The 24,284-nt window shown below is 63.0% G+C and carries 21 protein-coding genes and 1 pseudogene; 11 read left to right on the top strand and 11 right to left on the bottom strand.

All coding sequences use genetic code 11. The features are described 5' to 3' along the window. Nucleotides 1-75: 75 nt before the first annotated feature. The gene (locus PQ467_RS17265) at nt 76-1,239 is read left to right on the top strand and encodes an MFS transporter (RefSeq protein WP_274176772.1); all 1,164 of its coding nucleotides are present in this window, start codon (nt 76-78) and stop codon (nt 1,237-1,239) included. On the opposite strand, the gene madM is transcribed toward PQ467_RS17265, so the two are convergent. The 3 genes and pseudogenes from madM to PQ467_RS17250 all read right to left on the bottom strand — a co-directional run bounded on the left by madM (nt 1,223) and on the right by PQ467_RS17250 (nt 3,041). Next, on the bottom strand, nt 1,223-1,984 hold the full coding sequence (gene madM, locus PQ467_RS17260; protein WP_274176771.1) for a malonate transporter subunit MadM: 762 nt from the start codon (nt 1,982-1,984) through the stop codon (nt 1,223-1,225). The genes PQ467_RS17265 and madM overlap by 17 nt on opposite strands. 7 nt (nt 1,985-1,991) lie before the next feature. Beyond that, nucleotides 1,992-2,342, bottom strand: a pseudogene (madL, locus tag PQ467_RS17255) (malonate transporter subunit MadL); the annotation flags it as partial. Nucleotides 2,343-2,378: 36 nt separating this feature from the next. Next, nucleotides 2,379-3,041 carry a GntR family transcriptional regulator gene (locus PQ467_RS17250; RefSeq protein WP_274176770.1) on the bottom strand — a complete coding sequence of 221 codons (663 nt, stop codon included), beginning with the start codon at nt 3,039-3,041 and terminating at the stop codon, nt 2,379-2,381. A 137-nt stretch (nt 3,042-3,178) separates the two neighbouring features. Here PQ467_RS17250 and PQ467_RS17245 point away from each other — a divergent pair, with 137 nt between their 5' ends. Next, nucleotides 3,179-4,696: a malonate--CoA ligase gene (locus PQ467_RS17245; RefSeq protein ID WP_274176769.1), complete on the top strand. Its 1,518-nt coding sequence runs from the start codon at nt 3,179-3,181 to the stop codon at nt 4,694-4,696. 3 nt (nt 4,697-4,699) lie between these two features. On the opposite strand, the gene PQ467_RS17240 is transcribed toward PQ467_RS17245, so the two are convergent. The 6 genes from PQ467_RS17240 to PQ467_RS17215 form a co-directional block, all read right to left on the bottom strand. Continuing rightward, complete coding sequence (locus tag PQ467_RS17240) at nt 4,700-6,064, bottom strand: malonyl-CoA decarboxylase (RefSeq protein ID WP_274176768.1); 1,365 nt, start codon at nt 6,062-6,064, stop codon at nt 4,700-4,702. Between the two features lie 185 nt (nt 6,065-6,249). Then, nucleotides 6,250-7,029: a TIM barrel protein gene (locus PQ467_RS17235; RefSeq protein WP_274176767.1), complete on the bottom strand. Its 780-nt coding sequence runs from the start codon at nt 7,027-7,029 to the stop codon at nt 6,250-6,252. Between the two features lie 18 nt (nt 7,030-7,047). After that, nucleotides 7,048-8,445 (bottom strand): MFS transporter, encoded by a 1,398-nt coding sequence (locus PQ467_RS17230; protein WP_274176766.1) that lies wholly within the window; start codon nt 8,443-8,445, stop codon nt 7,048-7,050. A gap of 1 nt (nt 8,446) precedes the next feature. Continuing rightward, nucleotides 8,447-10,120: a GMC oxidoreductase gene (locus PQ467_RS17225; RefSeq protein WP_274176765.1), complete on the bottom strand. Its 1,674-nt coding sequence runs from the start codon at nt 10,118-10,120 to the stop codon at nt 8,447-8,449. 11 nt (nt 10,121-10,131) lie between these two features. After that, on the bottom strand, nt 10,132-10,665 hold the full coding sequence (locus PQ467_RS17220) for a gluconate 2-dehydrogenase subunit 3 family protein (RefSeq protein WP_274176764.1): 534 nt from the start codon (nt 10,663-10,665) through the stop codon (nt 10,132-10,134). A 101-nt stretch (nt 10,666-10,766) separates the two neighbouring features. Then, a complete protein-coding gene (locus PQ467_RS17215) occupies nt 10,767-13,058 on the bottom strand; it encodes a TonB-dependent receptor (protein WP_274176763.1) in 2,292 nt (763 codons plus the stop codon). 427 nt (nt 13,059-13,485) lie between these two features. Between PQ467_RS17215 and PQ467_RS17210 the strand changes: the two genes are divergently transcribed. From PQ467_RS17210 to PQ467_RS17185, 6 genes are all read left to right on the top strand, one after another. Then, on the top strand, nt 13,486-14,430 hold the full coding sequence (locus PQ467_RS17210; RefSeq protein ID WP_274176762.1) for a ThuA domain-containing protein: 945 nt from the start codon (nt 13,486-13,488) through the stop codon (nt 14,428-14,430). 171 nt (nt 14,431-14,601) lie between these two features. Continuing rightward, the gene (locus tag PQ467_RS17205; RefSeq protein ID WP_274176761.1) at nt 14,602-15,624 is read left to right on the top strand and encodes a sugar phosphate isomerase/epimerase family protein; all 1,023 of its coding nucleotides are present in this window, start codon (nt 14,602-14,604) and stop codon (nt 15,622-15,624) included. Between the two features lie 14 nt (nt 15,625-15,638). Further along, nucleotides 15,639-16,013 (top strand): C-glycoside deglycosidase beta subunit domain-containing protein, encoded by a 375-nt coding sequence (locus PQ467_RS17200; protein WP_274176760.1) that lies wholly within the window; start codon nt 15,639-15,641, stop codon nt 16,011-16,013. A 65-nt stretch (nt 16,014-16,078) separates the two neighbouring features. After that, nucleotides 16,079-16,906, top strand: a complete 828-nt coding sequence (locus PQ467_RS17195; protein ID WP_274176759.1) for a 3-keto-disaccharide hydrolase — start codon at nt 16,079-16,081, stop codon at nt 16,904-16,906. A 41-nt stretch (nt 16,907-16,947) separates the two neighbouring features. Next, entirely contained in the window at nt 16,948-18,162 is a 1,215-nt protein-coding gene (locus PQ467_RS17190; protein WP_274176758.1) for an MFS transporter, read from the top strand. A 54-nt stretch (nt 18,163-18,216) separates the two neighbouring features. Further along, nucleotides 18,217-18,876 carry a TetR/AcrR family transcriptional regulator gene (locus tag PQ467_RS17185; RefSeq protein WP_274176757.1) on the top strand — a complete coding sequence of 220 codons (660 nt, stop codon included), beginning with the start codon at nt 18,217-18,219 and terminating at the stop codon, nt 18,874-18,876. Between the two features lie 57 nt (nt 18,877-18,933). Here PQ467_RS17185 and PQ467_RS17180 read toward each other — a convergent pair whose 3' ends face one another. Next, nucleotides 18,934-19,944, bottom strand: coding sequence for a sugar phosphate isomerase/epimerase family protein (locus PQ467_RS17180; RefSeq protein ID WP_274176756.1), 1,011 nt, complete (start codon nt 19,942-19,944; stop codon nt 18,934-18,936). Between the two features lie 19 nt (nt 19,945-19,963). Continuing rightward, on the bottom strand, nt 19,964-20,344 hold the full coding sequence (locus PQ467_RS17175; protein WP_274176755.1) for a C-glycoside deglycosidase beta subunit domain-containing protein: 381 nt from the start codon (nt 20,342-20,344) through the stop codon (nt 19,964-19,966). 164 nt (nt 20,345-20,508) lie between these two features. On the opposite strand from PQ467_RS17175, the gene PQ467_RS17170 reads away from it, so the two are divergent. From PQ467_RS17170 to PQ467_RS17160, 3 genes are all read left to right on the top strand, one after another. Beyond that, nucleotides 20,509-22,128, top strand: coding sequence for a GMC family oxidoreductase (locus PQ467_RS17170; RefSeq protein WP_274176754.1), 1,620 nt, complete (start codon nt 20,509-20,511; stop codon nt 22,126-22,128). A gap of 119 nt (nt 22,129-22,247) precedes the next feature. After that, the gene (locus PQ467_RS17165; protein ID WP_274176753.1) at nt 22,248-23,204 is read left to right on the top strand and encodes a DMT family transporter; all 957 of its coding nucleotides are present in this window, start codon (nt 22,248-22,250) and stop codon (nt 23,202-23,204) included. Nucleotides 23,205-23,300: 96 nt separating this feature from the next. Further along, nucleotides 23,301-24,269 (top strand): sugar phosphate isomerase/epimerase family protein, encoded by a 969-nt coding sequence (locus PQ467_RS17160; RefSeq protein WP_274176752.1) that lies wholly within the window; start codon nt 23,301-23,303, stop codon nt 24,267-24,269. Nucleotides 24,270-24,284: the final 15 nt, after the last annotated feature.

Here is a 24,284-nt window from a genome sequence, read left to right as displayed (position 1 = left end):
CATTTAGAGGATGATTATCGCCCTGTTTCGTGTACCGTCCGGTTCAATTCTTCAGGCCTGACCGGAACGCAGAGTATGACCACAGATTCCCCGGCGCGCAGCATCTTCCTTTGCGCTGGATGCACCGGCCTTGCCTATTTTGCGGTGGGCCTGCCGCTGGCGGTGCTGCCGGGATGGGCGCTGCGGCTGGGTTTCGGGCCGGTGATGGCGGGCTTTCTCATTTCCGCCCAATATGCCGCCACGGTTTTAAGCCGCGTTGTCGTCGGACCGATGATCGACCGTTCGGGGCCGCGCCGCGCCATCGTGCTGGGCTTCGTCTGCTGTCTTGGCGCGGGGGCGGCGACCATGGCCGCGCTGTGGATCACCGCGCCCATCGCGGCGATGGTGATGATGATGGCCTCGCGCATCCTGCTGGGTTTCAGCGAAAGTCTGGTCAGCACCAGCGCGATGGCCTGGGGCATCATGCGGCTGGGCGCGCATCAATCGGCGCGGATGATCTCATGGAACGGGATCGCCACCTATGCCGCGATTGCGGGCGGGGCGCCGGCGGGGGTGTGGATTTTCGGGCTGGGCGGCGTGATGGCGCTGGGGGTGGCCTTGCTGCTGCTCGGCGCTGCGGGGCTGGCCTTTGTCTGGCCGCAACCGGCCGCGCGCGTTCCCGCGGCCCAGCGCTGGCCGATGCGCACGGTGTTTGGCGCGGTTTTGCCCTTTGGCGCGGCGCTGGCCATGGCGACGGTGGGCTTTGGGGTGATCACCTCTTTCATCACGCTTTATTTCAACGCCTTTGGCTGGGGCCATGCATGGATGGCGCTGACGGCCTTTGGCTGCGCCTTTATCGTTTCGCGCCTGCTGTTTGTGCGCAGCGTGGCGCGCCATGGCGGCCTGCCGGTCTCGGCGGTGTTCATCGCGGTGGAACTGGTGGGTCTGGCCATCATGGCCGCCGCGCCCAGCGCCCCTCTGGCCATTGCCGGGGCGGCGGTGGCGGGCTTTGGCTTTGCCATGGTATTTCCCGCGCTGGGCGTGCTGGTGATCGAGCGTGTGCCCGAACAGAGCCGGGGCACGGCGCTCAGCACCTTTGCGCTGTTCATTGATGTCGCGCTGTGCCTGACCGGGCCGCTGGCGGGGGCATTGGCCCAGCACGCGACCTATGCCGCGCCCTTTGGCGGCGCGGCGCTGGGCGCGGGGTTGGCGCTGGGGCTGGTGGCGCTTTTGATGATGCGGCCTAGACCAGCGCCTTGACGATCAGGAACAGCACCGAGGGCGCGAGCAGGCAGCCAAGGCCGGTGTGGAACGTCGCCGTCAACGCGCCATAGGGCACCAGCTTCTCATCGGTGGCGGCAAGGCCCCCGGCAACCCCGCTGACCGTTCCGGCAAGGCCGCCAAAGATCATCGCGCTGCGCGGATTATTCAGGCCCATGAAGCGGGCGGCCATCGGTGTCGTCGCCATCACCAGCACGGCCTTGAGCACACCCGTGGCAATCGAAAGCGCCATCACCGGCGAAGACGCGCCCAGCGCCGCCCCCGTAACCGGCCCGACGATATAGGTGACCGCCCCCGCGCCCAAGGTGGCCAGGGAGACGGCATCGCGATAGCCGAAACTCCAAGCAATCCCGGCGCCCACCGCAAAAGGCACCACCGTCCCCAGCAACAAGGCAAAAGCGCCCAGCAGGCCCGCCTTGCGCGCCTCGATCGGATCGACCTCAAAGGCGGTGGCGACAATCGCAAAGTCGCGCAGCATCGCCCCGCCCATCAGCAAAAGGCCAGCAAAGGCGGGCACATCGGCCAGCCCCTTCTTGCCCCCGGTGATGATCCCGCCATACCAGGCCAGCGCCAGCGCGGCCATGATCGCAATCGCGCTGGCATGGATGCGCCCGGCAAACAGCAGGCGCGAGAGCATCGCGCTGATCCACATCAGCGCGCCCACCGCCGCAAAGGCGAGCACCAGCGACTGATCGGCAATGACCTTGTGGGCGATTTCAATCATGATGGCCTCCGGTGGCGCGGCTGAGGATGGCGACAAGGCCAAAGCAGATCGCCACGACCACGATCCCCGTCAGCACCGCCATCGGCCCGCCCTCCAGCGCCGCCAGCACATTCTGCTGCGCGGCCATGGCGACAACGATGGGAATATACATCAGCGCCCAGAACTCTACCCCCAGCTTCAGCCCCGGCGTCAAACGCCCCGTCCGCGCCAGCCACAGCCGCGCGCCGATCAGCAGCATCATCGCAATGCCCACCCCGCCGACATTCGCCTTTACGTGCAGCGCCATGCCCAAAGCCTCGCCCAGCGCGACACCGATCAGCGTGCAGAGCGCGAGCAGCGCGGTTCCATAGATTGCCATACTATCCCTCTCCCCGGCCTTTTATGCCGCGCCCTTTTATGATCGTCCGGCGGTGAAACGTTCCAGCGCCAGCGAGGCATGGAACATATGCGAGCGCATGCAGCGCGCCGCCTCCTCGCCATCGCCGCGCATGATCGCGGCCAGCAATTCGCCATGTTCGGCGCGTGATTTGGCCGGGCGGCCCCCGCCGCGCAATTGCGTGCGCCGAAAGGCCGCCATCCGGTCGCGCAGGCCCAGCGCCTGCTCGGCAATGAAGGCATTATGCGTGCCTTCATAGATCGTCTGGTGAAATTCCCAGTTCATCCGGTCATAGGCGTCAATATCGCCCGCCGCGACCATCGCCTCGGAATCCTCGTGCAATTGCGCCAGACGGCTGCGCTCGACCGGGTTCATGCGATAGGTGGCCATGCGCACGCACATGGCCTCGATCTCGGCGCTCATTTCGAACATGTCAATGATGCGCTGGGTGCTGAGCCCGGAAACGACCGCGCCGCGGCGGGGGCGCATTTCAACCAGACCCACCGCGGCCAATTGCCGGATCGCCTCACGCACGGGGGTTCGCGAGGCGCCAAAGCGATCCCCGATCTGCTGCTCGTCCAGCGCGCCGCCCGGCACCAATTGCCCGGTGGTGATCTCATCGGCCAGAGCGACGCGGATGCGTTCGGAAAGCAGCAGGTTGGGCGCTTCCTCAGACATCATCCACCCTCGTCCCTCTTGCCCCGCATGTATGCGATATTTTTCTCATTCGCGCTTCTTGCATACACTAGAACCGCAATCAACCATGTTGTATGGGCGGGCACTTACGGATTCCCAACCTCGGCTGACAGGGACACATCATGGCGCAAGACCTCTTCTCGATCTTTCAAAACCGCAGCATCGCCGCGCCCGATGCGCCCTTTCTGATCCTGCCCGAGGGCGGCATTATCACTTATGCCCAAGCCGTAGCCCGCAGCGGGCAGATGGCCAACCTGTTCCGCGCCTCCGGCGTCAAACCGGGCGATCGCATCGCGGTTCAGGTGGAAAAGAGCGCCGATGCGCTGCTGACCTATCTGGCCGCCTTGCGGATCGGGGCGGTCTATCTGCCGCTCAACACGGCGTATACACCGGCCGAGGTCCGCTTCTTCCTGTCCGACGCCACGCCCGCCCTGTTCATCCACAGGCCCGAGGACGAGGCCGCGATGGCCGCGCTGTGCGCCGACCTTGGCATTGGCGCGCGCCTGACGCTAGGCGCGGCGGGGGGTGGCAGCCTGTCCACCGGCGCCGATGCGCAAGAGACGCAGGCCGCAATTCACCCCGTTGCCATGGATGATCTGGCCGCGATCCTGTATACATCGGGCACCACGGGCCGATCCAAGGGCGCGATGCTCACGCAGGGCAATCTGGCCTCCAATTCGGCCACGCTCAAGGATTACTGGCGCTTTACCGAGGGCGATGTCCTGCTCCACGCCCTGCCGATTTTCCACACGCATGGCCTGTTTGTCGCCACCAACATCACGATCACGGCGGGCAGCGCGATCATCCTTTGCCCCAAATTCGATGTGCGCGAACTCATTCGCCTGATGCCGCGCGCCACGGTGCTGATGGGCGTGCCCACCTTCTATTCGCGCCTGCTGAACGAGGCGGATTTCACCCGCGAACTCGTGGCCCATATGCGGCTGTTCGTGTCGGGTTCGGCGCCTTTGTCGGCCGAAACGCACAAGGAATTTTCCGCGCGCACGGGTCACGCCATTCTCGAGCGCTATGGCATGACCGAGACCAATATGAACACCTCGAACCCCTATGAGGGCGACCGGGTTCCGGGCAGCGTCGGCTTTCCCCTGCCCGGCGTCGAATTGCGCATCGCCCATCCCGAAACGGGCGAAAGCCTGCCTCAGGGCGACGTCGGCGTGATCGAGGTGCGCGGGCCGAATGTGTTCAAGGGCTATTGGCAATTGCCCGAAAAGACCGCCGAGGAACTGCGCGAAAACGGCTTTTTCATCACCGGCGATCTGGGCGTGATCGATGAACGCGGCTATGTCTCGATCGTGGGCCGCGCCAAGGATCTCATCATCTGCGGCGGCTTCAATGTCTACCCGGCTGAAGTCGAGGCGCTGATCGACGCCATCCCCGGCATCGCCGAAAGCGCGGTGATCGGCATACCGCATCGGGATATGGGCGAAGGCGTGGTGGCTGTAGTGCAGGCGCGCGACGCGTCTTTGGACGAGGCCGCCGTGCTGGCCGCCATCGCGGGCGATCTGGCGCGGTTCAAGCAACCGCGCCGGGTGATCTTCCTGCCCGAACTGCCGCGCAACACGATGGGCAAGATCCAGAAGAAGGCCCTTCGCGAGACCTACGCCGACCTGTTTGCGAAATAGGGCCTATCCCGCCATCGCCTTGGTCCCCGACGCGCGCCACAATTTGCGCGGCGGGGCCAACAGGCCGTTGATCGCCGACCCGGCATTGACCACGCGGTGGCGGGCATAGGCGTTGTGGTTGCTCTCCACCGTTTTCAGATCATACAGATAATTGACCATCAAGCCATGCGATTGCGCCATGCCGCGCGCGCTGGTGTCGGCCATCCAGCACAGACGTTCGACCCGCGCCCCATTGCCGACGTGGAACCGCGCCACCGGATCAAGCAGGCGCCCTTCCCCATCGCGCTCGCCCACCAGATAGCGCGCGCCCAGCCGCATCAGATCCGCCCGGCGCGCATCATGCACATGCCATTCGCGCATCGGCGGCACGTCCAGCGCGGCTTGCGCGGCCTGATCGCCCTGCTGCGCCGCCTGTTTCAGCCAGCGGGCAAAACCGGGAATGGGCGAGAGCGTGACATAGGTTTCAAGGCCGGGATATTCCGCGCCCAGATCCTCGACCACCTGCTTGATCAGGAATTGGCCAAAGGAAATGCCCGCAAGGCCGGCCTGACAATTGGAGATCGAATAGAAAACCGCGACCTTGGCCTGGGCGGGGTCCAGCTCCTCGCGCCCCTGCGCCAACAGCGACTGGATCGAGGAAGGCACTTCGGCGCAGAGCGCGACTTCGACAAAGATCAGCGGTTCATCGCCCAGCGCCGGATGGAAAAAGCCATAACAGCGCCGGTCCGAAGGCAGCAGGCGCGCGCGCAATTCGTCCCATGTGGCAATGGAATGCACCGCCTCATAGCGGATGATCCGTTCAAGCAGATCGGCCGGGCTGGACCAGTCGATCCGCCGCATCACCAAAAAGCCCCGGTTGAACCATGAGCGCAGCAGATGGGCCAGATCCTGATCCAGCACGCGCAGGGCCGGGTCGGTCTTGACATGGCGCAGCAGATCAGCGCGCATGTTGACCAGCGCGCCGGTGGCCATCGGCGCCTGATTGAGGCGGCGCAGCACCTCCTGACGCGGCGCCTCGGCCGCGCGGGAAATCGCGGCCATATGCAGCGGCGAAGGGTCGGCCTCATAGGCGGCCATCGCCCCCCGGATGGCATCGGCATCAGGGGCAAAGCCCAGCGCCAGTGCGCTGAGAAAGCGCTGCTTGTCCGCCTCCTCCAGCGCGGCATAGGCGGCCAGAATATCGCCTGCCAGATGGACGCCCGAGGACTGGCTGCGTTCATCCAGCAGCGCCTGACATTGCCCGATCAGCGCATCGGGGTCGGACGGCGCGACCTGTGGGCGCCCTGTCGCCCGCGCCAGCTTGCGCAGGCGGCGAAACAGCGTTTCCATCAACTCTCTGGCGGGGCGGACACGATCTTCGACTATCATGGGCTGACCTTTGGCAAGAGTCGCAATGAGTGTGCGCAGTCTATCGCAATTTGCCAAAGCGTATACATGAAAACGACAAAGTGAATTCTACGTATATCCCTGGAAACCACCTGAAACGAAAAGAGGCGCCCATCGTGGACAAATGCCCGCCCGATGAGCGCCTCTCCCCGTCCTTGATCTATAAATCAGATCGTGGCGGCCAGTTCCCGAATAAATTCCAGCGCGCCCGGCGTGGAGGACACGGTGGGATGGCATTCCACTCCGATCGCGCCCGCATATCCGGCCCCGCGCAACAGCCCCAGCATCGCGCTCCAGTCAATCGCGCCCGATCCCGGCTCGCCCCGGCCCGGCGCGTCGGCAATCTGCACATGCTCGATCAGGCCGATATGCTGCGCCAGTTGCTCGGCGGGGTTCTCGCCCTCGACCACAGAGTGATAGAGGTCATAGAGCAGGCGAACCTGCGGGGCGTTGACCGCCCTGATGACATTGACCGCATCGATTGTCTGGCTGAACAGCACGCCGGGATGATCGACGCGGGTGTTGACCGGCTCCAGCATCGCCGTCACGCCCAGTTCCTGCGCAATCGGTACGATGCCCGCCACCGCCTCGGCCACGATATCCAATTGCATCGCCCGCTTCATATAGGGCACCCCCGGCCCGGAACCCACCACCACGCGATTGCAGCCCAGCGCCAATGCATCCTCGGCGGCGCGGCGAAACAGGTCGCGGAAGGCGGCATGGGTATCGCGCTCGATCAGGCGCGTGCGCGGATCGGCCAGCACCGAAATCAGCGCCACCCCATGGTCCTTCAGCGCGGCGCCCAGCGAGGCCAGATCGCGCCCGGCGGTGGTGAACATCTCGGCCTTGGCAAAACCGGCGGCGGCGGCGGCGGCAATCCGTTCCTCCAGCCGCTCGCCCGCCTCCTGAAACATATATTCGAGATTGACGGAAATTTCGTAAGCCATGAAAAACCCTTTCCAAAATCAGAACAGCCGCGCCGGCAAACGCAGCGCCAGAACCACGCAGATCGCCAGCATCGCATCAATCGCCCCGGCCGCCGCCAGCGCCGGATAGGCATGGCCCGCCGCGCTCCATGCGAAATACAGGCTGCCCACCAGCGCGACGCCCAGCGCGCTGCCCAACTGCTGGCTGGTTTTCAGCAGGGCGCTGGCCGCACCGGCATGGTCGCGCGGAACCTGCGAGACGACGATGGGTCCGATGCAGCCGCTGGTCATGCCCATCCCCGCGCCCGACAGCACCAGCAGCGCGGCAATCAGCGCCCACGGCCATTGCGCAAAAGTCGCGCCATAAAGCACAGCGAGGCAGGCGGGCAGCATCAGCCCCGCCCCGATCACCAGCACCCAGCGGCCAAGGCGGGGCAGGAAATTGCGGCTCATCACCCCGATGCCGAACATCGCGCCAAAGCCGTAGGGCATATGCAAAAGCCCGGTGAACAGCGGGGTCTGCCCCCGCTCGGCCTGAAGCGCGAAGGCAAAGACCAGCAGGAAACCGGCCCCCGCCGCCGCAAACACCACCGACAGGGCAAGCCCTTTGCGAAAGGTGGGGATGGCAAAAAGTGCAGGATCAAACAGCGCCGAATCCCCGGCCCGAACGCGGCGTGCCACATGGCGCCAAGCCGCCCAGCCCAAGGGCGCCGCGGCAAGCAGCATGAGGAAATGCATCCCCCCGCGCCCAGCCTCGCCCGCCCCGATCAGCGGCCAGAACACGGCCCCCATCGCCAGAGCGAACAGGCCCATGCCGCCAAAATCATAGCCCGCAGGCCGCCCCGAACGCGCCTCGGGCAGGAACATCAGCCCGGCGATCACCGCCCCGATCCCCACCGGCAGGTTTATAAGAAACACCGCCCGCCAGCCCAGTTCAAACAGATTGGCCTCGATCAGCATGCCGCCCAGAATAGGCCCCGCAATTGCCGCCAGCCCGCCGATCACGCCAAACATCGCCATGCGCGAGACGCGCTCCAACGGGCTGAACAACACCTGGACCAGCGCCATAGATTGCGGCGCCATGATCGCGCCCGTCGCCCCCTGCATCAGCCGGGCCGCCACCAGACCCGTGCCGGTCGCGGCCATGCCGCAGGCCGCCGAGGACAGCGTGAACCCGATCACTCCGGCCACGAACATCCGCCGATAGCCGTAGGAATCCCCCAGCCGCCCGCCTGCCATCAAAAGCAGCGCAAAGGCCAAAGAATAGCCCGCCACGATCCATTGCGAAGCCCGCGCATCCGCGCCCAGGCTGGCCTTGATCGCGGGCAGCGCGGTGTTGACGATCGTCATGTCGACGATTTCCAGCACCAGCGCGATAATCAGCGTAATCAGCGCAAAGGTCTTTTGCCGGGACGAGAGCGATGCCGGATCGCGCATCTCAGATCCGCCCTTCGCGCAGCATCCCCACCGCCGCATGCGCCGCCCGCGCGGTCAGCGCCATATAGGTGAGCGAGGGGTTCTGGCAGGCGCTGGAGGACATCTGCGCGCCGTCGGTGACAAACAGATTGGCGATGTCGTGCGACTGGCTCCATTTGTTGAGCACGCTGGTTTTGGGATCATGGCCCATGCGCGCGCCGCCCATTTCGTGGATTGCGGTGCCCGCCGGCCCCGGCTGGTCAAAGCCCATCAGCACCTTGCCGCCTGCTGCGATCAGCATTTCGGCCGCCTCGGCCTTGGCCTGCGCCAATGCGGCATGTTCCTCTTTGCCAAAGGCGAAATCAACGCGCAATTGCGGCAGGCCATGGGCATCGGTCTTGACCGGGTCCAGCGTCAGCCGGTTGGTCGCGCGCGGCACGCAGTCGGAAAAGCCGACCAGCACCATGCGCCAAGGGCCGGGATGCCGCAGCTTTTCCTTATACTCCGCGCCGATGCCCGCCATCCGGTTGCCCTGCGTCCAGGTGCTTTGCAACGCGCCGCCCTGAAACGAAAAGCCGCGCGCGTGGCCGATGCCGTCCATCTGATCCATGTTGCAATAGCGCGGGATGACGATGCCCGTGGGCCGGTTGCCAAAGGTTGTGTGATGTTCAAACCCGGGCATCAGCGCGGCGGCCGAGAGCGTTGTGGCATGGTCCATGATATGCGTGCCCAGCACGCCGCTGGAATTGGCCAGCCCGCCCGGTGCGGAATTGAGCAGGATGTGGACCGAATTGAACGATCCGGCATTCAGGAACACCATCCGCGCGCGCGCGGTTTTGCGCGTGCGGGTTTTGGTGTCGATATAGCGCACGCCGGTCACGCGCCGGGTTGCCGGATCATAGTCCAGCGCCTCGACCACAGCGTCGGTGATGACGGTCAGGTTCCCGGTTTTCATCGCGGCGGGCAGCGTGGAGGACTGCGTCGAGAAATAAGCGCCATAGGAACAGCCGCGCGCACAGATCGAACGGTTTTGGCAGGGCGCGCGCCCCTCCTCCGGCTTGCCCTCGGTCATATTGGCCGTGCGGCCCACGGTCAGGCAGCGTTCGGGCCAGCGTTTGGCGATTTCGGCGCGGACATGGGTTTCCACCACATTGAGCGCCATGGGCGGCTGAAACTGGCCGTCGGGCAATTGTTTCAGGCCCTCTTTCGCTCCCGACACGCCGATGAAGCTCTCCACCTTGTCATACCAGGGCGCAATGTCGGCATAGCGGATCGGCCAGTCGGTGCCCTGGCCATCGCGCGCATTGGCGGCGAAATCATAGTCCGACCAGCGATAGGTCTGCCGCCCCCATGTCAGCGACCGCCCCCCCAGTTGATAAGAGCGAAACCACGTAAAGCGCGTATCCGGCCCGGTCTGATAGGGGTTTTGCGCGTCATTGACGAAATGGGGCTGGGTAAATTCGGTGAAATGGCGGTTCAACCGCTGGACCGCATAGTCGCGGTCAAACAGGTCGCTGTCGCCATGGCCGCGGAAGGGCATGTCCCATGGCATCTTCATCTCTGTGGTGTAATCCTGCTGATGCCGGATCTCGCGCCCACGCTCGATCATCAGCACTTTGAGGCCCGCCTCGGTCAGTTCCTTGGCCGCCCAGCCCCCGGTGATGCCGGAGCCCACCACGATTGCATCAAAATCCATTGCCTTGCCCCTTATCCGAAATCCACCGCCGTCCAGTCGCTGGAAAAAGCGCGGTCGGTTGGTTTGAGCGGCAGGTCCGGGTCATAGCGGCCCGGCACATGAACATATTGCAGCTCTTTCGAGCCGCCGGTTTCGGACGTGTAATAGCCCAGCAGGATCAGCCGCTTGATCGCCAGCCAAGGCTTAGCCGCCGCATCCCCGGCAAAGGCGCGCGCGTCCAGCGCGGCAAGCGCCGAGCGCCGCCGCGCTAAAGGCTGGGTCAGAAATCCCGTGCCAAGCGCGGTTTTGAGCCATGCGGCATGGTCAAAGCCTCTGGTCCCCTCCAGCCCATGATCCAGCGCCAGCAGGACAAAGGCCCCGACGCCCACCTCGCCCGCGCCCGGCGTCGCGCTGCGCGGTATCACCAGTTGCGCGACCTCGCGCAGCAGGGGCTGATAAGGGCTGGGCGCCGGTTTGGCATGGGCGGCCATGGGCGCCACCGCCATCAGCAGCGCCATTCCGGCCAAGAATTCCCGGCGCTCCATCGTGCTTTTCATCTTGGGCATAAGGGGGATGCTCCAGATTGGATGATCAGGCCGGAAAAGCGAGGGTGGCCCCATGCGCTGGAGCCACCCCAAAGTTTCAGGCCGTCGGCCTTTGGTTCAGATCAGAATTCCACGCCCAACCGGACGCCATAGGTGCGCGGCGGGGTGAACTGGAAGTTGTAGATATTGGCCACGCCCGGAACCACCGTGTTGCCGGCATAAGCGATCGAGCGATAATCCTCGAGATTGCGCACATAGGCCTGAACGCTGAAACGCTTGTTCTGCGGCTTGTATTCCAGGCTGAGGTCGCTCTGCGTACGTGCATCCTGACGCGAAGAGGCGTAATTGTAGAAATCGAGGTAATAGTCACCCTTGTATCGGGTAAAGGCCGAGAAGGTCAGCGTGCCCGCCTCGCCCAGACGGAAGACATGGTCATAGCCCAGCGTGATGACGACATTGGGCGACTGGGGCAGGCGGTTGCCTTTGAGATTGGAGGTCAAAGGCGTCGCCGAGGAAGCGCCGATGTCATAGGAGGCGACGCTGGCGGTGAAATCATTGTACTTGGCATGCATCAGGTTGGCCGAACCGGTGATCGTGTCATCATCGGTCAGGCGCAGCGTGGTTTCCACTTCCAGACCATAGATCTGCGCCTTGCCCGCGTTGAAGGTCTGGGCGCCGATGGCCGGATTGAGCAGCACGTCATTTTGCAGGTCCTTGTAATCATAATAGAACCCGGCAAAATTGAGGATATGGCGGCCCAGTTTGAGCTTGGCGCCGCCTTCATAGGCGGTGTTGGTTTCGGGGCGAAAGGCCGTGCCCGCGCCGTCAAAACCGCCCGCCTTATAGCCGGTGGATACCTTGCCATAGATCAGCGTGGCCGCATTGGGCTTGTAATTCAGCCCCGCCAGCCAGGTGAACTTGTTGCCCGAATATTTGAGCGGGGTGGTGCTCGCGGGCTGGTTGGTCAATTCGATCGGGCCGCTGCCAAAGGCGAAGAAGTAATTGGTGAAAGCCGCGTTGCGGTCATCCTGCGTGTAACGCCCGCCGACCACGGCGGTCAGCTTGTCGGTCAGCGGCACTTCGGCCTGGCCGAAACCGGAAATGCTCTTGGTGTTGGTGGGATGGCGGAAATAGTTCACATAGGAGCCGTTGGCGCCGATGAAGGGCGAATAGAGGCCACCGTTTGAATTGAGCTGTTCATAGAAATAGAACAGGCCGCCCTGCCATTGCACACCATGGGTCAGACCGTTGAGGCGCAATTCGTGGCTGTTCGTTTTCACCGTCCCGCCGAAATTGGTGAAATAGAAGGCGGGCGAGAGCGTGTTGCCCCCGGTGTTCTTGGTCGTGCGATAGCCGCCCGTATAGGTCAGCGTGGCAAAGCCCATGTCATAGGCCACCCGCCCGCGCACGGCGGTCGAGATCTGATGCAGGCTGCCCACGCCGATCAGCGGCGAGTTGTAGGTCGAACGGTCCTTGCCCGCCAACACGTTGATGTTGGTGGGAATGCAGGAGACGCCGCCGGTGCGCGCCGCCGCCACGGTCCAGCCATTGCCGCAAGATGTGGTGCTGGTGCCCGGATTGTTGCCTGCGGCGGTCATGTCGCTCCACATCTGGGCGGCCGGGATGATGTTCTGTTCGACATGCTCGACCGCGCCGTCAATGGTCAGCCCATCGACCGGCTTCAAACGCAGGCTGACGCGGCCGCCGCCGGTGTTGTCGGTGTCTGAACGGTTGGCGCTCGAAGGGGTAAAGGCCGAGGTCGGGCTGAAGGGCGTGTTGGGGTGATAATTGTAGCCGTCATGGCTGCGGTAAAAGCCCGCCACGCGCACCGCCGCGCCCTCGCCCAGCACCAGATCAGCGCCGCCATCGACCAGCACCGAGTTGAAATTGCCATAGGACACCGAGCCGTTAAAACCGGTGTGGTCGCCCGGCTTGCGGGTGATGAAATTGACCGCGCCGCCGGTGGAATTGCGGCCATAGAGCGTGCCCTGCGGGCCGCGCAGCACTTCGACGCGATCAATGTCGAAAATCGCGGCGTTCAAAATGGTGGGACGGTTCAGATATTCGCCGTCGATATTGACCGCGATCGACTGATCCTGCGCCTCGTTGTTCGTCAACGAACCGATACCGCGCACGGTGACGCGGGTGTTGTTGGTGTCGCTGGTGATGTTGAGCGCGGGCGAAACCTTCTGAACCGAGGTGAAATCAGTGACGCCCTGCGCGGCCAGCGCGGCGCCCGTAACGACCGAAATGGCGATGGGAACGTTCTGGACGTTTTCCTTGCGGTTCTGCGCGGTGACGATGATTTCGCGGGCGTCGGGTTCGGCCGGTTTCTGGGTCTGGGCCATGGCCTGGCTCACGCTCATCAGCGCGCCGCCCGCCAGCAGAATGGGCACAATCTTCCTGTAGGTCATCAGCAATCCTCCCTCTTTTCCAATTTGTGATTTCTGGGCGACGGCGGCCCCGTGGAGGGCCTTTCGCATGAATCACTAAATTAGAATTATGGTTATGATCCCTATCGCCTGCCTGTCAAGAACAATCATTCTAATTTATCTGGATGGTTTTGCATAAACGGAGTGAATGGTTCACCTCGCCGGGCAAATCCGGTTGCAACATGGGTGCAGTCACGATAATCGGATTGCTAATTCTAATTATAGGCCCCATCCAAGCAGCACCCCTGCGCGGAGAGAGCGATGCGCTTATGCCTATGTGATTATTGGCTAATTTCCTGCTTAGACAGCATGTCAGGCCGCTTCTGGATTTGAATTTGCAAAAATTCGCCATCGGGGCATCGGCGCTTTGCCTGAATCGAAAATCCATAAAAACAAGGGAGAAGGTAACGTGAAACGACATCTATGGATGATACTGGCTGGGGCATGGGCTTCGGCCGCCGCCGCCCAGCCGATTGTGACGACTAGTTACCGCCCGCCCGAAACCGTGCAAAAGGTCGCCATTCCGGTCAATCCGGCGGAAAAGCGGCTGCGCGTGCTGATTATCTCGGGCCAGAATTCCTATGAGCATGACTGGACCGGCATGAACAACATGCTGCGCAGCATCATGCAGGAAAGCGGGCGTTTCGACGTGCGCGTCACCGAGGATTTCGACCATGGCACGCTGGCCATGCTCAAGGCCTATGATGTCGTGCTGCTCAATTACTCCAGCCGCTGGAATTATGCCGATCCCGATCAGCATCTGTGGTCCGACGATGCCTTCAAGGCGCTGTATCAATATGTGCGTGAAGGTGGCGGACTGGTGGCCTATCACTCTTCCTTCACATGGGGCCGCGACATTCCCGAATACAAGCGGTTGATCGGCGCGGTGATGCAGCCCGGATCAAGCCGCCGTGCGCCTCCCGGATCGTTTCCCATTCATATCATTGACAAAAGCCATCCGATCACGGCCGGCATGCGCGATTATATCTGGACGTATAACGATGACATGTACACCAACATGAGCATCGACCCGGAGGCCAGGATCCACGTTTTGGCCACCGCGCGCGAGACAGCGGCCGATTATGCGCCCAAGCTGATGAGCAACAAATATGATCCTGCGGCCTATGCGCCCGACAAGCTCAAGGCCATGAAGGGCATCGACGCCGACCACCCGCAATTGTGGACCGCCGATTACGGCAAGGGCCGCGTCTTCTCGATGACCGTGGGCCATGACGAAGTCTCGCTGCATTTCGTGGGCCTTCAGGACATGATGCTGCGCGGGGCGGAATGGGCGGCCACGGGCAAGGTGACGCTGCCGCTGCATGAGGACACCAGGGATGACGGGCGAAGGTAGGGCCTTGCGACAAGAGCCTTGACGCCGGTCGGCGAATATAGGAACAATGATTCTAAATAGGGCGCAAAAGCCCCAGGGGAGAGAGAATGCCGTTCTGACCGGCGTCCGGCCATGATGGCATCGCTACAGCCTACCCGCTCCAACGAAACCGCGTATCGCACGGAGGTTGCCGTGAGCAGCACGATCAAGCGGGGCGTAAGCCTCTATTCCTATCAGAACGAGACTTTTCAGGGCAAAATGAGCCTTGAAGACTGCATCCGCACCAGCGCGGCGCTGGGCGCGCGCGGCATCGAGGTGATCGGGGAGCAGACTTTCTGGGGCTGGCCCGAATGCGGCGCGGCAAAGGAGGATATCGACAACTGGCACCGCTTGATCGCCAAGTACGATTGCGTGCCCGTCTGCCATGACTTCATGCTCGATTACAAACGCTACAAGGGCCGCGAGATGCCCTTTGACGAACAGGTCGCCAGCGTCCGCAACGACATTGATTTTGGCGCGCGCCTTGGTGTGAAATTCATCCGCGCGCTGGTGTCGATCGATCCGGCGGTGCTGGTCGCGGCCGCGCCCTATGCGCAGGAAAAGGGCATCAAGATCCTGATCGAGGTCCATGCCCCGCTGCATTTCGACCACCCCTGGATCATCCGCCATGCCGAAGCCTTTGAAAAATCAGGCTCGGACGCGCTGGGCTTTTTGCCCGACATGGGCATGTTCCTGTTCAAATTCCCGCCGGTGTGGAAGGAAAAATTCCTGCGCATCGGCGTGCCCAAAGCGATCGCTGATTATATCGAGCAGGCCTATGAGGACCGCGTCCTTTCCGAATATGTGATCCACAATGTTCAGGAAATGGGCGGCACGGGCCCGGCCATCGCCATGGCCGAAACGCTGCGCCACAATGCCGCCTACGAGCCGAAGCGGATGCTGGATTACATGCCGCGCATCCACAATATCCACGGCAAGTTCTATCAGATGGACGAGGATTATATCGAACCCTCGATCCCCTATGACGAAATCGTCAAGGTTCTGAAACAGGGCAATTATCAGGGCTATATCTGCAGCGAATACGAGGGCAACCGCTGGATCGAAGACGCGTTTGAGCCGGACTCGGTCGAACAGGTCCGCCGCCAGCAGGTGATGCTGGCCCGCCTGCTGGGCGAGAGTGTCGAGCCCACGTTGCAAACCACCGTCGCGGCCTGAAAGGAATCTATCCCATGATGGACAACAAGATGATCGTCGAGGGCAGCCTTCAGCGTGAAGAGGGCGGCTTTTCCTTCCTTGGCCGCCTGCCCTATTATCGCGGATTGGGCCTCTCGATGATCGAGGACATTCTCGTCTCGGTCGATGGCGAGGCCATCGCGCGCGAGGCGATCCGCTTTTGCGTGCGCGGGCGGACCTATACGCTCGACGACATGGAAACGGTCTATGATGATCGCTGGAATTTCGGCGAACAGGCCCGGATCCTTGCCCTGGGCCGCGAACTGGCCGCGGGCGATCACGCCATCACTTTCGCGGTGCGGATGCGCGTGTCCTACCTGCCCTTTGTGCCCACCACAAAGGACACCAAGCAACTCGCGCTGGCCGCATAAGGCCGCGGGGCGGCGGTGAGGCGATCACCGCCGCCCATTTTTTCTCGGGACCGGACAGTACAGCCATGCTCTCTCGTCGAAATTGCCTACACTCAAGCCTGGCCATCGGGTGCGCCGCGCTCCTGAAGTCTCCCTTACGTGCAGCGCCCCCTGTCTCGCCGTGGCGCAATCTGTTCAATGGCCGCAACCTCGATGGCTGGTCCGTCTTTCAACAGGGTGAAAACAGCCCGGATCAGCACGGCGCTGTTGCCATCGAACAGGGCATCCTGCATTTTCTCGGCCCGCGCTATGCTGGCCCCGATACCGCAACATTCGGGCATATTGCCACGCTGGAAACGCACGGCAACTATCACCTACGGCTCGAGTATCGCTGGGGCGAGCGGCGCTTTGCGCCTCGCACCCTGCAGCGCCGCAACAGCGGGTTGCTCTATCACATGGCCCCGGAGCGCGACCGCCTCTTTCCCGATTGCGTGGAATTTCAAATCGAGGAAGACGATGTAGGCGATGCGATTATGGTCAACACCAAAGCCCTGCAAGGTCCGCTTTTGGGCGGTACACCATTATGGCCAAAGTACCTCCCTTTCCTGCCCCGCACCTATGAAGAGCCCACGCAGGCCGGCGGCATTGCCCGCCAATGGTTCCGCCACGCCGGCGCCTATGAAAGGCTCGATGGCTGGAACACGCTCGACCTCTACGCCTTTGGCGATCAGGCCGCGCATCTCGTCAACGGGCGGATCGTCAACACGCTGTTCGGCATGATCGCCCGCGACGGCGCCCCACTGGGCAAAGGACGTATCGCTCTGGAATTTGAAGCCGCCGAAGTGTTCTTCCGCAATATTGCGATCAGGGATCTCACGCCAACGGAGATCGCCGCCATCATGGCGGGCCAGTAAAACAACAATTGCGCGTCAAGCGCTCTGATGGGAGAGACCCGATGCGTTTTGCGCGCAATTTCTACAATTCGCTGACCCTGAAGCCCCAAGGCTTCACGATGATCGTGGCGGGATTTCTACCGGTCTTTGCCATTATCGCGATGTTTCCGGTGGTGGCGGCCATCATCGGCCATTTCAAGGATCTGCCCGATGCGGCGATCCGGGTGCCCGCGATGGTGACGGCGCCGGGCTATGCCATCGCGCTGCTGGCGCCTTTTGCCGGGGCGCTGGCCGACCGCTATGGCCGCCGGCCGCTGCTGCTGGCCTGTACGCTGGCCTATGGCGTGGTGGGCGCGGCGCCGTTCCTGATGGAAAATCTTGATGCCATCATCGCCTCGCGCATCCTGCTGGGCGTGTGCGAGGCGGGCATCCTGACCATCGTCAACACGCTGATCGCCGATTACTGGGACGATGACGGGCGGCGCAACTGGCTGATGCTGCAAGGTCTGGTCGGGCCGTTTTTTCAGCCTTTGGTGTTCATTCTGGTGGCGGCCGTGGCGGCGGTGCGGTGGAACGGGGGCTTTCTGGTCTATCTGATCGCCTTTCCCATCTTCATCGCGATGTATTTCTTTCTGTTTGAACCCAAGGTTCCCAAGGCGGATCATCCCGCCGCCAGCCCGCCAGCCGAGACGTTTCCCATCGGCGCGGCGGTGGCGGTGGGGGCGCTGACGCTGTTTGCCTCGGTGCTTTATTACGTGTTCATCGTGAACGGCAGCATTGTCTGGCACGAGGTTGGCATCGATGACCCCATGGCGATCAGCAAGGCCACCTTTGTGCCCAGCTTCTTCATTCTGGCCGGATCGGTGCTGTTCCGCATCCTGTCGCGCTATGGCAACGCGGTGCAGATCGGCGGCTTTCTGGCGGTGCTGGGCCTGGGGCTGGCCGGGATCGGCATGGCGCATAATGTGTTCTCGATGCAGGCCGGGCTGATCGTTCAGCAGATGGGCGCCGGGATGGCCGTGCCCGCGCTGATCGCATGGGCGCAATCCAAATTCTCCTTTGCCCACCGGGGGCGCGGCATGGGCGTGTGGACCAGCGCCTTCTTTCTGGGGCAAGCCATTTCGCCCATCATCGTGGGCCATGTGGCCCGCGCGGTGGGTTCGATGCAGATGGCGTTTCTGGCCTCGGGCCTTGCCGCTTTGGCCGCCGCTGTCATCTGCGCGATCCGGGCGATGCAGATAGGCCAGACCGCAAGCCAAAAGCCGTTTGGTGCCTAGGCCGATTGCGGTTATGGGCGATGGTTTACGCCGGTCCCACGCAGGTTGTCCTTGATGCCCGATGAAGCCCCTTCCCCATCTGCCGCCATGCCCATCGGCCGCAAGCCGCTGCAAGGGCGCAGCAAGGCCTCGCTGGAGCGGATGCAGGCGACCGCGCGCGAACTGATGCTGGAACGCGGCAGTGAGGATTTCACGCTGCAGGAGGTGAGCAATCGGGGGCAGGTCTCGATCGGCTCGATCTATCTGCGTTTCGAGGGCAAGGACGCGCTGGTGCGGGCGGTGCTGGTGCAGGCGATGCAGGACCTGCGCGATGCCGAGGATGCGATGCTGGACGCGCTGGTGCGCAACTGCGGCAATCTGGCCGAATTTGTCGAAAGCTATATCGCCGATTATGCCGAGGTGCTGCGGCTTCATGCGCCGCTGCTGCGCCTTGCCATGTTGCGCGCCGAACAGGACGGCCAGATTTCCGGCCTTGGAAAACAGGCCGCCGACGATGCTGTGGCCGCCTCGACACGCGCCTTTCTGGAATTTCGCGCGGAAATCGGCGGGACGGATGCGGCCTTGCGCGCCCAATCGGTCTATCAGATCGTCTTTGCCACGCTGGCCCGGCGGCTCAGCCTTGGCTCGACCAATGAATCCAGCCCTACGGCGGACTGGCATATCCTGAAAGGCGAGCTGGCGCATATGTGCATCGCCTATCTGCGCTCGGCCTGATGCGAAAAGGGGCGAGCGGGATGCCCGCCGCCCCTTCCCTTTCGCATGATCGCCGCCTCAGGCCGCGACCGGCGCCTCGGCCAGAATGCGGCGGCACATCGCCTGATGGCGGCGCACCTGTTCAAAGGCATCGGCGGTGCAATAGGCGTGGCCTTCCCATTCCGAAACGATGGTGCCGGTAAACCCGCCATCGCGGAACAAAGGCAGGAATTCCTCATAGGGAATGGCTTCCTCAACGCCTTCGTCGTTCACGCCATAGAACTTGCCGTGAATATGGATCGTGCGGTCCACCATCTCGGCCCAGCTGTGCGGGTCGTTGTTCGACAGGATGAAGAAGGAGAGCGTGCAGGCCTGAACATGGAGCGGATCATAGCCCTTGTCCTGCGCAATGGCGCGCAGCTTGCCCGCCTTGACGTAGGAGGCCTCATCGCCCTGCCAGATCTCCTTGGTGATCTCGATCAGCGCCTCGGGCGTGCCGATGGCGCGCGCGGCGTCCAGCAGGCTGGGCGGGATGGCGCGGGCCGTGCCGCCGAAATCGGGGATCCAGCCCAGGGCGGGCGAGTCCAGCTTTTCATACATCTCGCGATATTCCAGCACCGCGGGATGGCGTGCCCACATCGGGGCATGGACCTCGACGCCCATCTGCATGCCGATATCCTCGCAAAAAGGCGCGAGTTCAGGCAGCAGATGCGCCGGGCAGGCAAATTGCGAACGGGCCAGTTTGAAACCCATCTTCTTGGCGCTGCGCAACTGGCGCTTGTGATATTCGACCAGGTCGGCATCATCGATCGGCTGCTGGCCCGGCTTCATAAAGCGGTCCGAATTGATCGCGCAGGACACCGTATTCAACCCTGTTTCGGCCATCAGATCCTTGAAATAGGCCGCGAAATCATCCGAAACATCGGGGAATTCCTTGAAGCTCTGAAACCCGATGATCTCGATATTGGGCCCCAGATTGCGCTTGGCCACTTCGCGCAGCAAGCCGTCAAGCTCGAACTGGCGGGTCAGCCATTCATTGGTGAAGGAATAAAGGGTAACGCCCATCTGCGGGCCATTGGCGACGGTCATTGTGGCAACTCCTGTCGGATCAGTTGACGCGCAGCGTGGCGGTTTGCGGGTTCACGCGCTTCATGCCCGGAATATAAGGCGGGTTCACATAGAGCAGCAGCGAGACCTCATGGTCGCTGCCCGCCGCCACATCCACGCCCGGCATCACCAGAAACGCGCTGTCGCGCACAAACCAGAACGCGTTGGTCTGCTCGCCCATCTCGGCCAGCGGGAAGGTGATGTCGTCGAATTCGATCCGGGCATCGGCCAGATCAACCGGCGCGCCATCGAGCGTGACACTCCCCACTTCAACCGTCGAAAAGGGCAAGGAGCGATACCAGGGCAGGCGCATCGCCAGTCTGGCTCCGCGCGGGGTGGCGCTCAGCCCCTCCTCGCCGATGATTCGTTCAACAGGCAGCATAGCGCACTCTCCCTTTATGGTTGGGTTTCAATGGCCCGGATGAGGGGCGGATTGCAATAATTGGAATTACACTTCTAATTGATGCTTGACAGGGGGTCAAGGGTCGTGCTGAAAGAATGCGAATAAAGGTTCTATTATCAAACGCGGGAATCGGGCGGGGAAGCATGGCCAGTTTCGACTATATCATCGTGGGTGCGGGCTCGTCGGGCTGCGTGCTGGCCAATCGCCTCAGCGCCGATCCGCGCCATCAGGTTCTGCTGATCGAGGAAGGGGGCGACAACCAGCATCCCTTCATCAAAATGGCGGGCGGCTTTGTCAAAATCATGGGCAAGCCGGACTATTTCCGCTCCTATCCCGTGGTGCAGCAGCCCGGTCGCCGCGAGGAAAGGCAGGCTTATGGCCGTGGGCTCGGCGGATCATCGGCCATCAACGGCACATGGTATCTGCCCGGTCAACCGGGGGATTACAACGATTGGGTCTCGCGCGGCCTGCCCGGCTGGGGCTGGGACGAAATGGCGCGCTGCATCAAGAGCATCGAGTCCTATCGCGCGCCGGGCGCCCATCCGGGCCGGGGCCGCGACGGCGAATTGCAGATCACGCCCTCAACCTATAAATCGCCGGTGTTTGACGCCATCGCGCAGGCCGCCGCCACCATTGGCGCGCCCTGGGTTGATGACATCACCATCCCCGGCATTCCGGCGGCGGGCCGCACCCAATATACAGTCAGCCGCACCGGCCAGCGCGTTTCCAGCTATGAGGCCTTTGTCGCGCCCATCCGCAGCCGCGCCAACCTGACGGTGCTGACCAACAATCCGGTCAAGCGCATCCTGATCGAAGACGGCCGCGCCATCGGCGTCATCGTCGAGCGCGACGGCGCCGATGTCACCATCCATGCGCGCGGCGAGGTGATCCTCTCGGCAGGCGTCTATGGCTCGCCCCAGATGCTGCAATTGTCGGGCGTGGGGCCGGGCGCGGATCTGCAACGGCTGGGCGTGGCGGTGCAGGTGGATCTGGCGATGGTGGGGCGCAATCTGTTTGACCATCAAAAGATGGGCATTTCCTACGATCTGCACAACAATCCGGGCACGAACCGCGAATATGTCGCACCTCGCCTCTATTTCAACGCCTTGCGCTATTACCTGACGCGCAGCGGCCCGCTGGCCCGCGTAGGGTTGCCGATTACGGTGCTGGTGCCTTCAAAGGGCACCGCGCCCGCATGGCCCGATTTCCAGTTGGCCGCCGCCGCCTTTGCCATGCGCACGGTTCAGGAAATGACCGAAAAGCCCGGCAGCCCGATCAGCGACCGCCCCGGCATCACCTTCTCGGCCTATCACCTGCGCCCGCGCAGCCGCGGGCATATCACGGTGACCTCGCCCGATTTCCGCGTTTCGCCGCTGATCGATCCGGCGATCTGGTCCGATCCCTTCGATCAGGAAAAGGCCATCGAACTGTTCCATCTGCTGCGCCGCTTTGCCGGGGCGGATGCGCTCTCGGCCTATGTCGGCGACGAGCGCGTACCGGGCAACCATATCCAGAGCGAGGCCGAACTGGTCGATGCCGTGCGCGCCATGGCCGAACCGGGCCTGCATGGCATGGGCACGTGCAGCATGGGCACCGACCGCGCCACCTCGGTCACCGATGCGCGATGCCGGGTACACGGGGTCGATGGGCTGCGAGTGGTCGATTGCTCGATCATGCCCTCGCCGGTTTCGGGCAACACCAATGGTCCGGCCATGGCCCTGGCCGCGCGGGCGGCGGAACTGATCCTGCAGGACGCGCGCTAAGGCTTAGGGGATTTTCGGATTTTTATAGCGCTTTTTCGCGCAATTGCGCGCCAAGGAGCGGTCAGCCTACTATACGATTGGCTGTCCCCCTTTGGCTCTCTTTGGCGAGAAAGCAATCTATGCCGGAATTCCAGACCCTCCCTTCGCGCCGCAGCGTGTCCCTGCTGGGGATCGGCTGCGGCATCGGCGCGGGGGCGCTGTGGGGGCTGGTGTTTCTGGCGCCCGAACTGGCGGGCATGTTTCGCCCGCTGGAACTGACCATCGGGCGCTATATCGCCTATGGCATGATGGCGTTGATAGCCATTGCCCCGCGCCTGCGCCGCCTTGGCGCCAAAATCGGGCGAGAGGGTGTGATCGCGCTGGTCTGGCTCTCGCTGGCGGGCAACACCGTCTATTATTTCCTGCTTTCCGCCGCCGTTCAGATGGGCGGGATTGCGATGACCTCGCTCATCATCGGCTTTCTGCCCGTGGCGGTGACCATCGTGGGCAGCCGCGACCGTGATGCGGTGCCGCTCTCCCGGCTGGTGCCTTCGCTGCTGCTCTGCGCGGGCGGCGGCCTGTGCATCGGGTGGCAGGCGGTGAGGCAAGCCATGGCCGACCATGCGTTTGGCCAGTTGATCGGCATGGCCTGCGCCACCGGGGCGCTGATCTCGTGGACGGCCTATGCGGTGGGCAATGCGCGCTGGCTGGTACGGCTGCCGACTATCAGCGCGCAGGACTGGAACATGCTGATCGGGGTGATGACGGGAGCGCAGGCGCTGTGCCTGGTGCCGGTGGCGCTGATCATGGGCGTGGCGCATCATTCGGGGGCGGATTGGATGCGGTTTCTGCTGGTTTCGGGCGGGGTGGCGCTGCTGGCCTCGATTGCGGGCAATGCCTTGTGGAACCGGATGAGCCGGTTGCTGCCCCTCACTCTTGTAGGCCAGATGATCGTGTTCGAAACGCTCTTTGCGCTGATCTATGGCTTTATGTGGGAGGCGCGCCTGCCCACGGTGGCGGAAGTCGGTGCCTTTGGGCTGCTGGTGGCGGGGATTGCCTCCTGTCTGGCCGCGCATCGGGGCCACCGGGGCGCGTAATTCCGGCTTCAGATACGAATGCGGCCTTGACCGCGAGCGGGCCATGGCGGAATTTGCGCAAACTTGAAAACGATACCAAGCAGAGGACCTGAAATCATGGACAGACGCAATTTCCTTGCGAGCGCAGGCGCATTGGCCGCGATCGGCATCGCCCCCTCCCCTCTGACTGCGCCCGCGCTGGCCGCCGCAAAGCCGCGCCATTTCGGCATCCAGCTCTGGACCGTGGCCAAGCTGCTCTCTCAGGATTTTGAAAAGACCATCGCGATGCTGGCCGGGCTTGGTTATCGCGAACTGGAAATGTACGGCCCCTATGATTTCAGCGACCCGCGCGGCAAGGCAAGCTGGGCAGCCGTTACCCCCAGCCTCGGCTTTTCGGGCAGCGGTTTCTTTGGCCATACCGCCGCGCAGGTCAAAACCATCATGCAGCGCCACGGCCTGACGGTCCCCTCGCTCCACACTGACATTTTCACCCTGCGCGACGGCATGGGCAGGCTGGCCGAGGCGGCCCATGCGCTCGGCTCGACCTATGTGACGCTGCCTTCGCTGCCCGCCGACATGCGCAAGACGCCCGATGATTACAAACGCGCCGCAGATATGTTCAACAAGATCGGCGCCGATGCCGCGCGCCACGGCGTCCGCTTTGGCTATCACAACCATGGCTATGGCCTGATGCCGGTCGATGGCCAGATTCCGCTGCGCACCATGCTGGACGCCACCGATCCCAAGACGGTGTTCCTCGAACTCGACGTCTATTGGAATTTTGCGGGCGGTGGCGATCCCAAAGAGTACCTGACCCGCTACAAGGGCCGCTACAAGATGGTCCACCTGAAGGACATGAAAGGCATTCACCGCTTCGACCATGACGGCGGCGATTCGACCCAGTGGATCGAATTGTTCAAATATCTGACCTATCTGGGCGACGGCAATCTGGACATGAAGGGCATCATCAAGACCGCCGAGACCACGGGCGTTGAACACTTCTTTGTCGAACAGGACCGCGCCGACAATCTGATGGTTGCCATAAAGGGCAGCGCGGATTTCCTGAAGAACAACGGTTTCGTCTGATGCGAAAAGGGGCGC

The sequence above is a fragment of the Novosphingobium sp. KACC 22771 genome (genome assembly GCF_028736195.1).
Classification (GTDB): Bacteria; Pseudomonadota; Alphaproteobacteria; order Sphingomonadales; family Sphingomonadaceae; genus Novosphingobium.
Note: the sequence above shows the minus strand (reverse complement) of the source record. Positions and strands in the feature narration are given on the sequence as shown.

Coding starts and splice junctions, on each gene's coding strand:
- PQ467_RS17265 (WP_274176772.1), top strand. CDS start 76: ATGACCACAGATTCCCCGGCGCGCAGCATCTTCCTTTGCGCTGGATGC.
- madM (WP_274176771.1), bottom strand. CDS start 1,984: ATGATTGAAATCGCCCACAAGGTCATTGCCGATCAGTCGCTGGTGCTC.
- PQ467_RS17250 (WP_274176770.1), bottom strand. CDS start 3,041: ATGATGTCTGAGGAAGCGCCCAACCTGCTGCTTTCCGAACGCATCCGC.
- PQ467_RS17245 (WP_274176769.1), top strand. CDS start 3,179: ATGGCGCAAGACCTCTTCTCGATCTTTCAAAACCGCAGCATCGCCGCG.
- PQ467_RS17240 (WP_274176768.1), bottom strand. CDS start 6,064: ATGATAGTCGAAGATCGTGTCCGCCCCGCCAGAGAGTTGATGGAAACG.
- PQ467_RS17235 (WP_274176767.1), bottom strand. CDS start 7,029: ATGGCTTACGAAATTTCCGTCAATCTCGAATATATGTTTCAGGAGGCG.
- PQ467_RS17230 (WP_274176766.1), bottom strand. CDS start 8,445: ATGCGCGATCCGGCATCGCTCTCGTCCCGGCAAAAGACCTTTGCGCTG.
- PQ467_RS17225 (WP_274176765.1), bottom strand. CDS start 10,120: ATGGATTTTGATGCAATCGTGGTGGGCTCCGGCATCACCGGGGGCTGG.
- PQ467_RS17220 (WP_274176764.1), bottom strand. CDS start 10,665: ATGCCCAAGATGAAAAGCACGATGGAGCGCCGGGAATTCTTGGCCGGA.
- PQ467_RS17215 (WP_274176763.1), bottom strand. CDS start 13,058: ATGACCTACAGGAAGATTGTGCCCATTCTGCTGGCGGGCGGCGCGCTG.
- PQ467_RS17200 (WP_274176760.1), top strand. CDS start 15,639: ATGATGGACAACAAGATGATCGTCGAGGGCAGCCTTCAGCGTGAAGAG.
- PQ467_RS17195 (WP_274176759.1), top strand. CDS start 16,079: ATGCTCTCTCGTCGAAATTGCCTACACTCAAGCCTGGCCATCGGGTGC.
- PQ467_RS17190 (WP_274176758.1), top strand. CDS start 16,948: ATGCGTTTTGCGCGCAATTTCTACAATTCGCTGACCCTGAAGCCCCAA.
- PQ467_RS17185 (WP_274176757.1), top strand. CDS start 18,217: ATGCCCGATGAAGCCCCTTCCCCATCTGCCGCCATGCCCATCGGCCGC.
- PQ467_RS17180 (WP_274176756.1), bottom strand. CDS start 19,944: ATGACCGTCGCCAATGGCCCGCAGATGGGCGTTACCCTTTATTCCTTC.
- PQ467_RS17175 (WP_274176755.1), bottom strand. CDS start 20,344: ATGCTGCCTGTTGAACGAATCATCGGCGAGGAGGGGCTGAGCGCCACC.
- PQ467_RS17170 (WP_274176754.1), top strand. CDS start 20,509: ATGGCCAGTTTCGACTATATCATCGTGGGTGCGGGCTCGTCGGGCTGC.
- PQ467_RS17165 (WP_274176753.1), top strand. CDS start 22,248: ATGCCGGAATTCCAGACCCTCCCTTCGCGCCGCAGCGTGTCCCTGCTG.
- PQ467_RS17160 (WP_274176752.1), top strand. CDS start 23,301: ATGGACAGACGCAATTTCCTTGCGAGCGCAGGCGCATTGGCCGCGATC.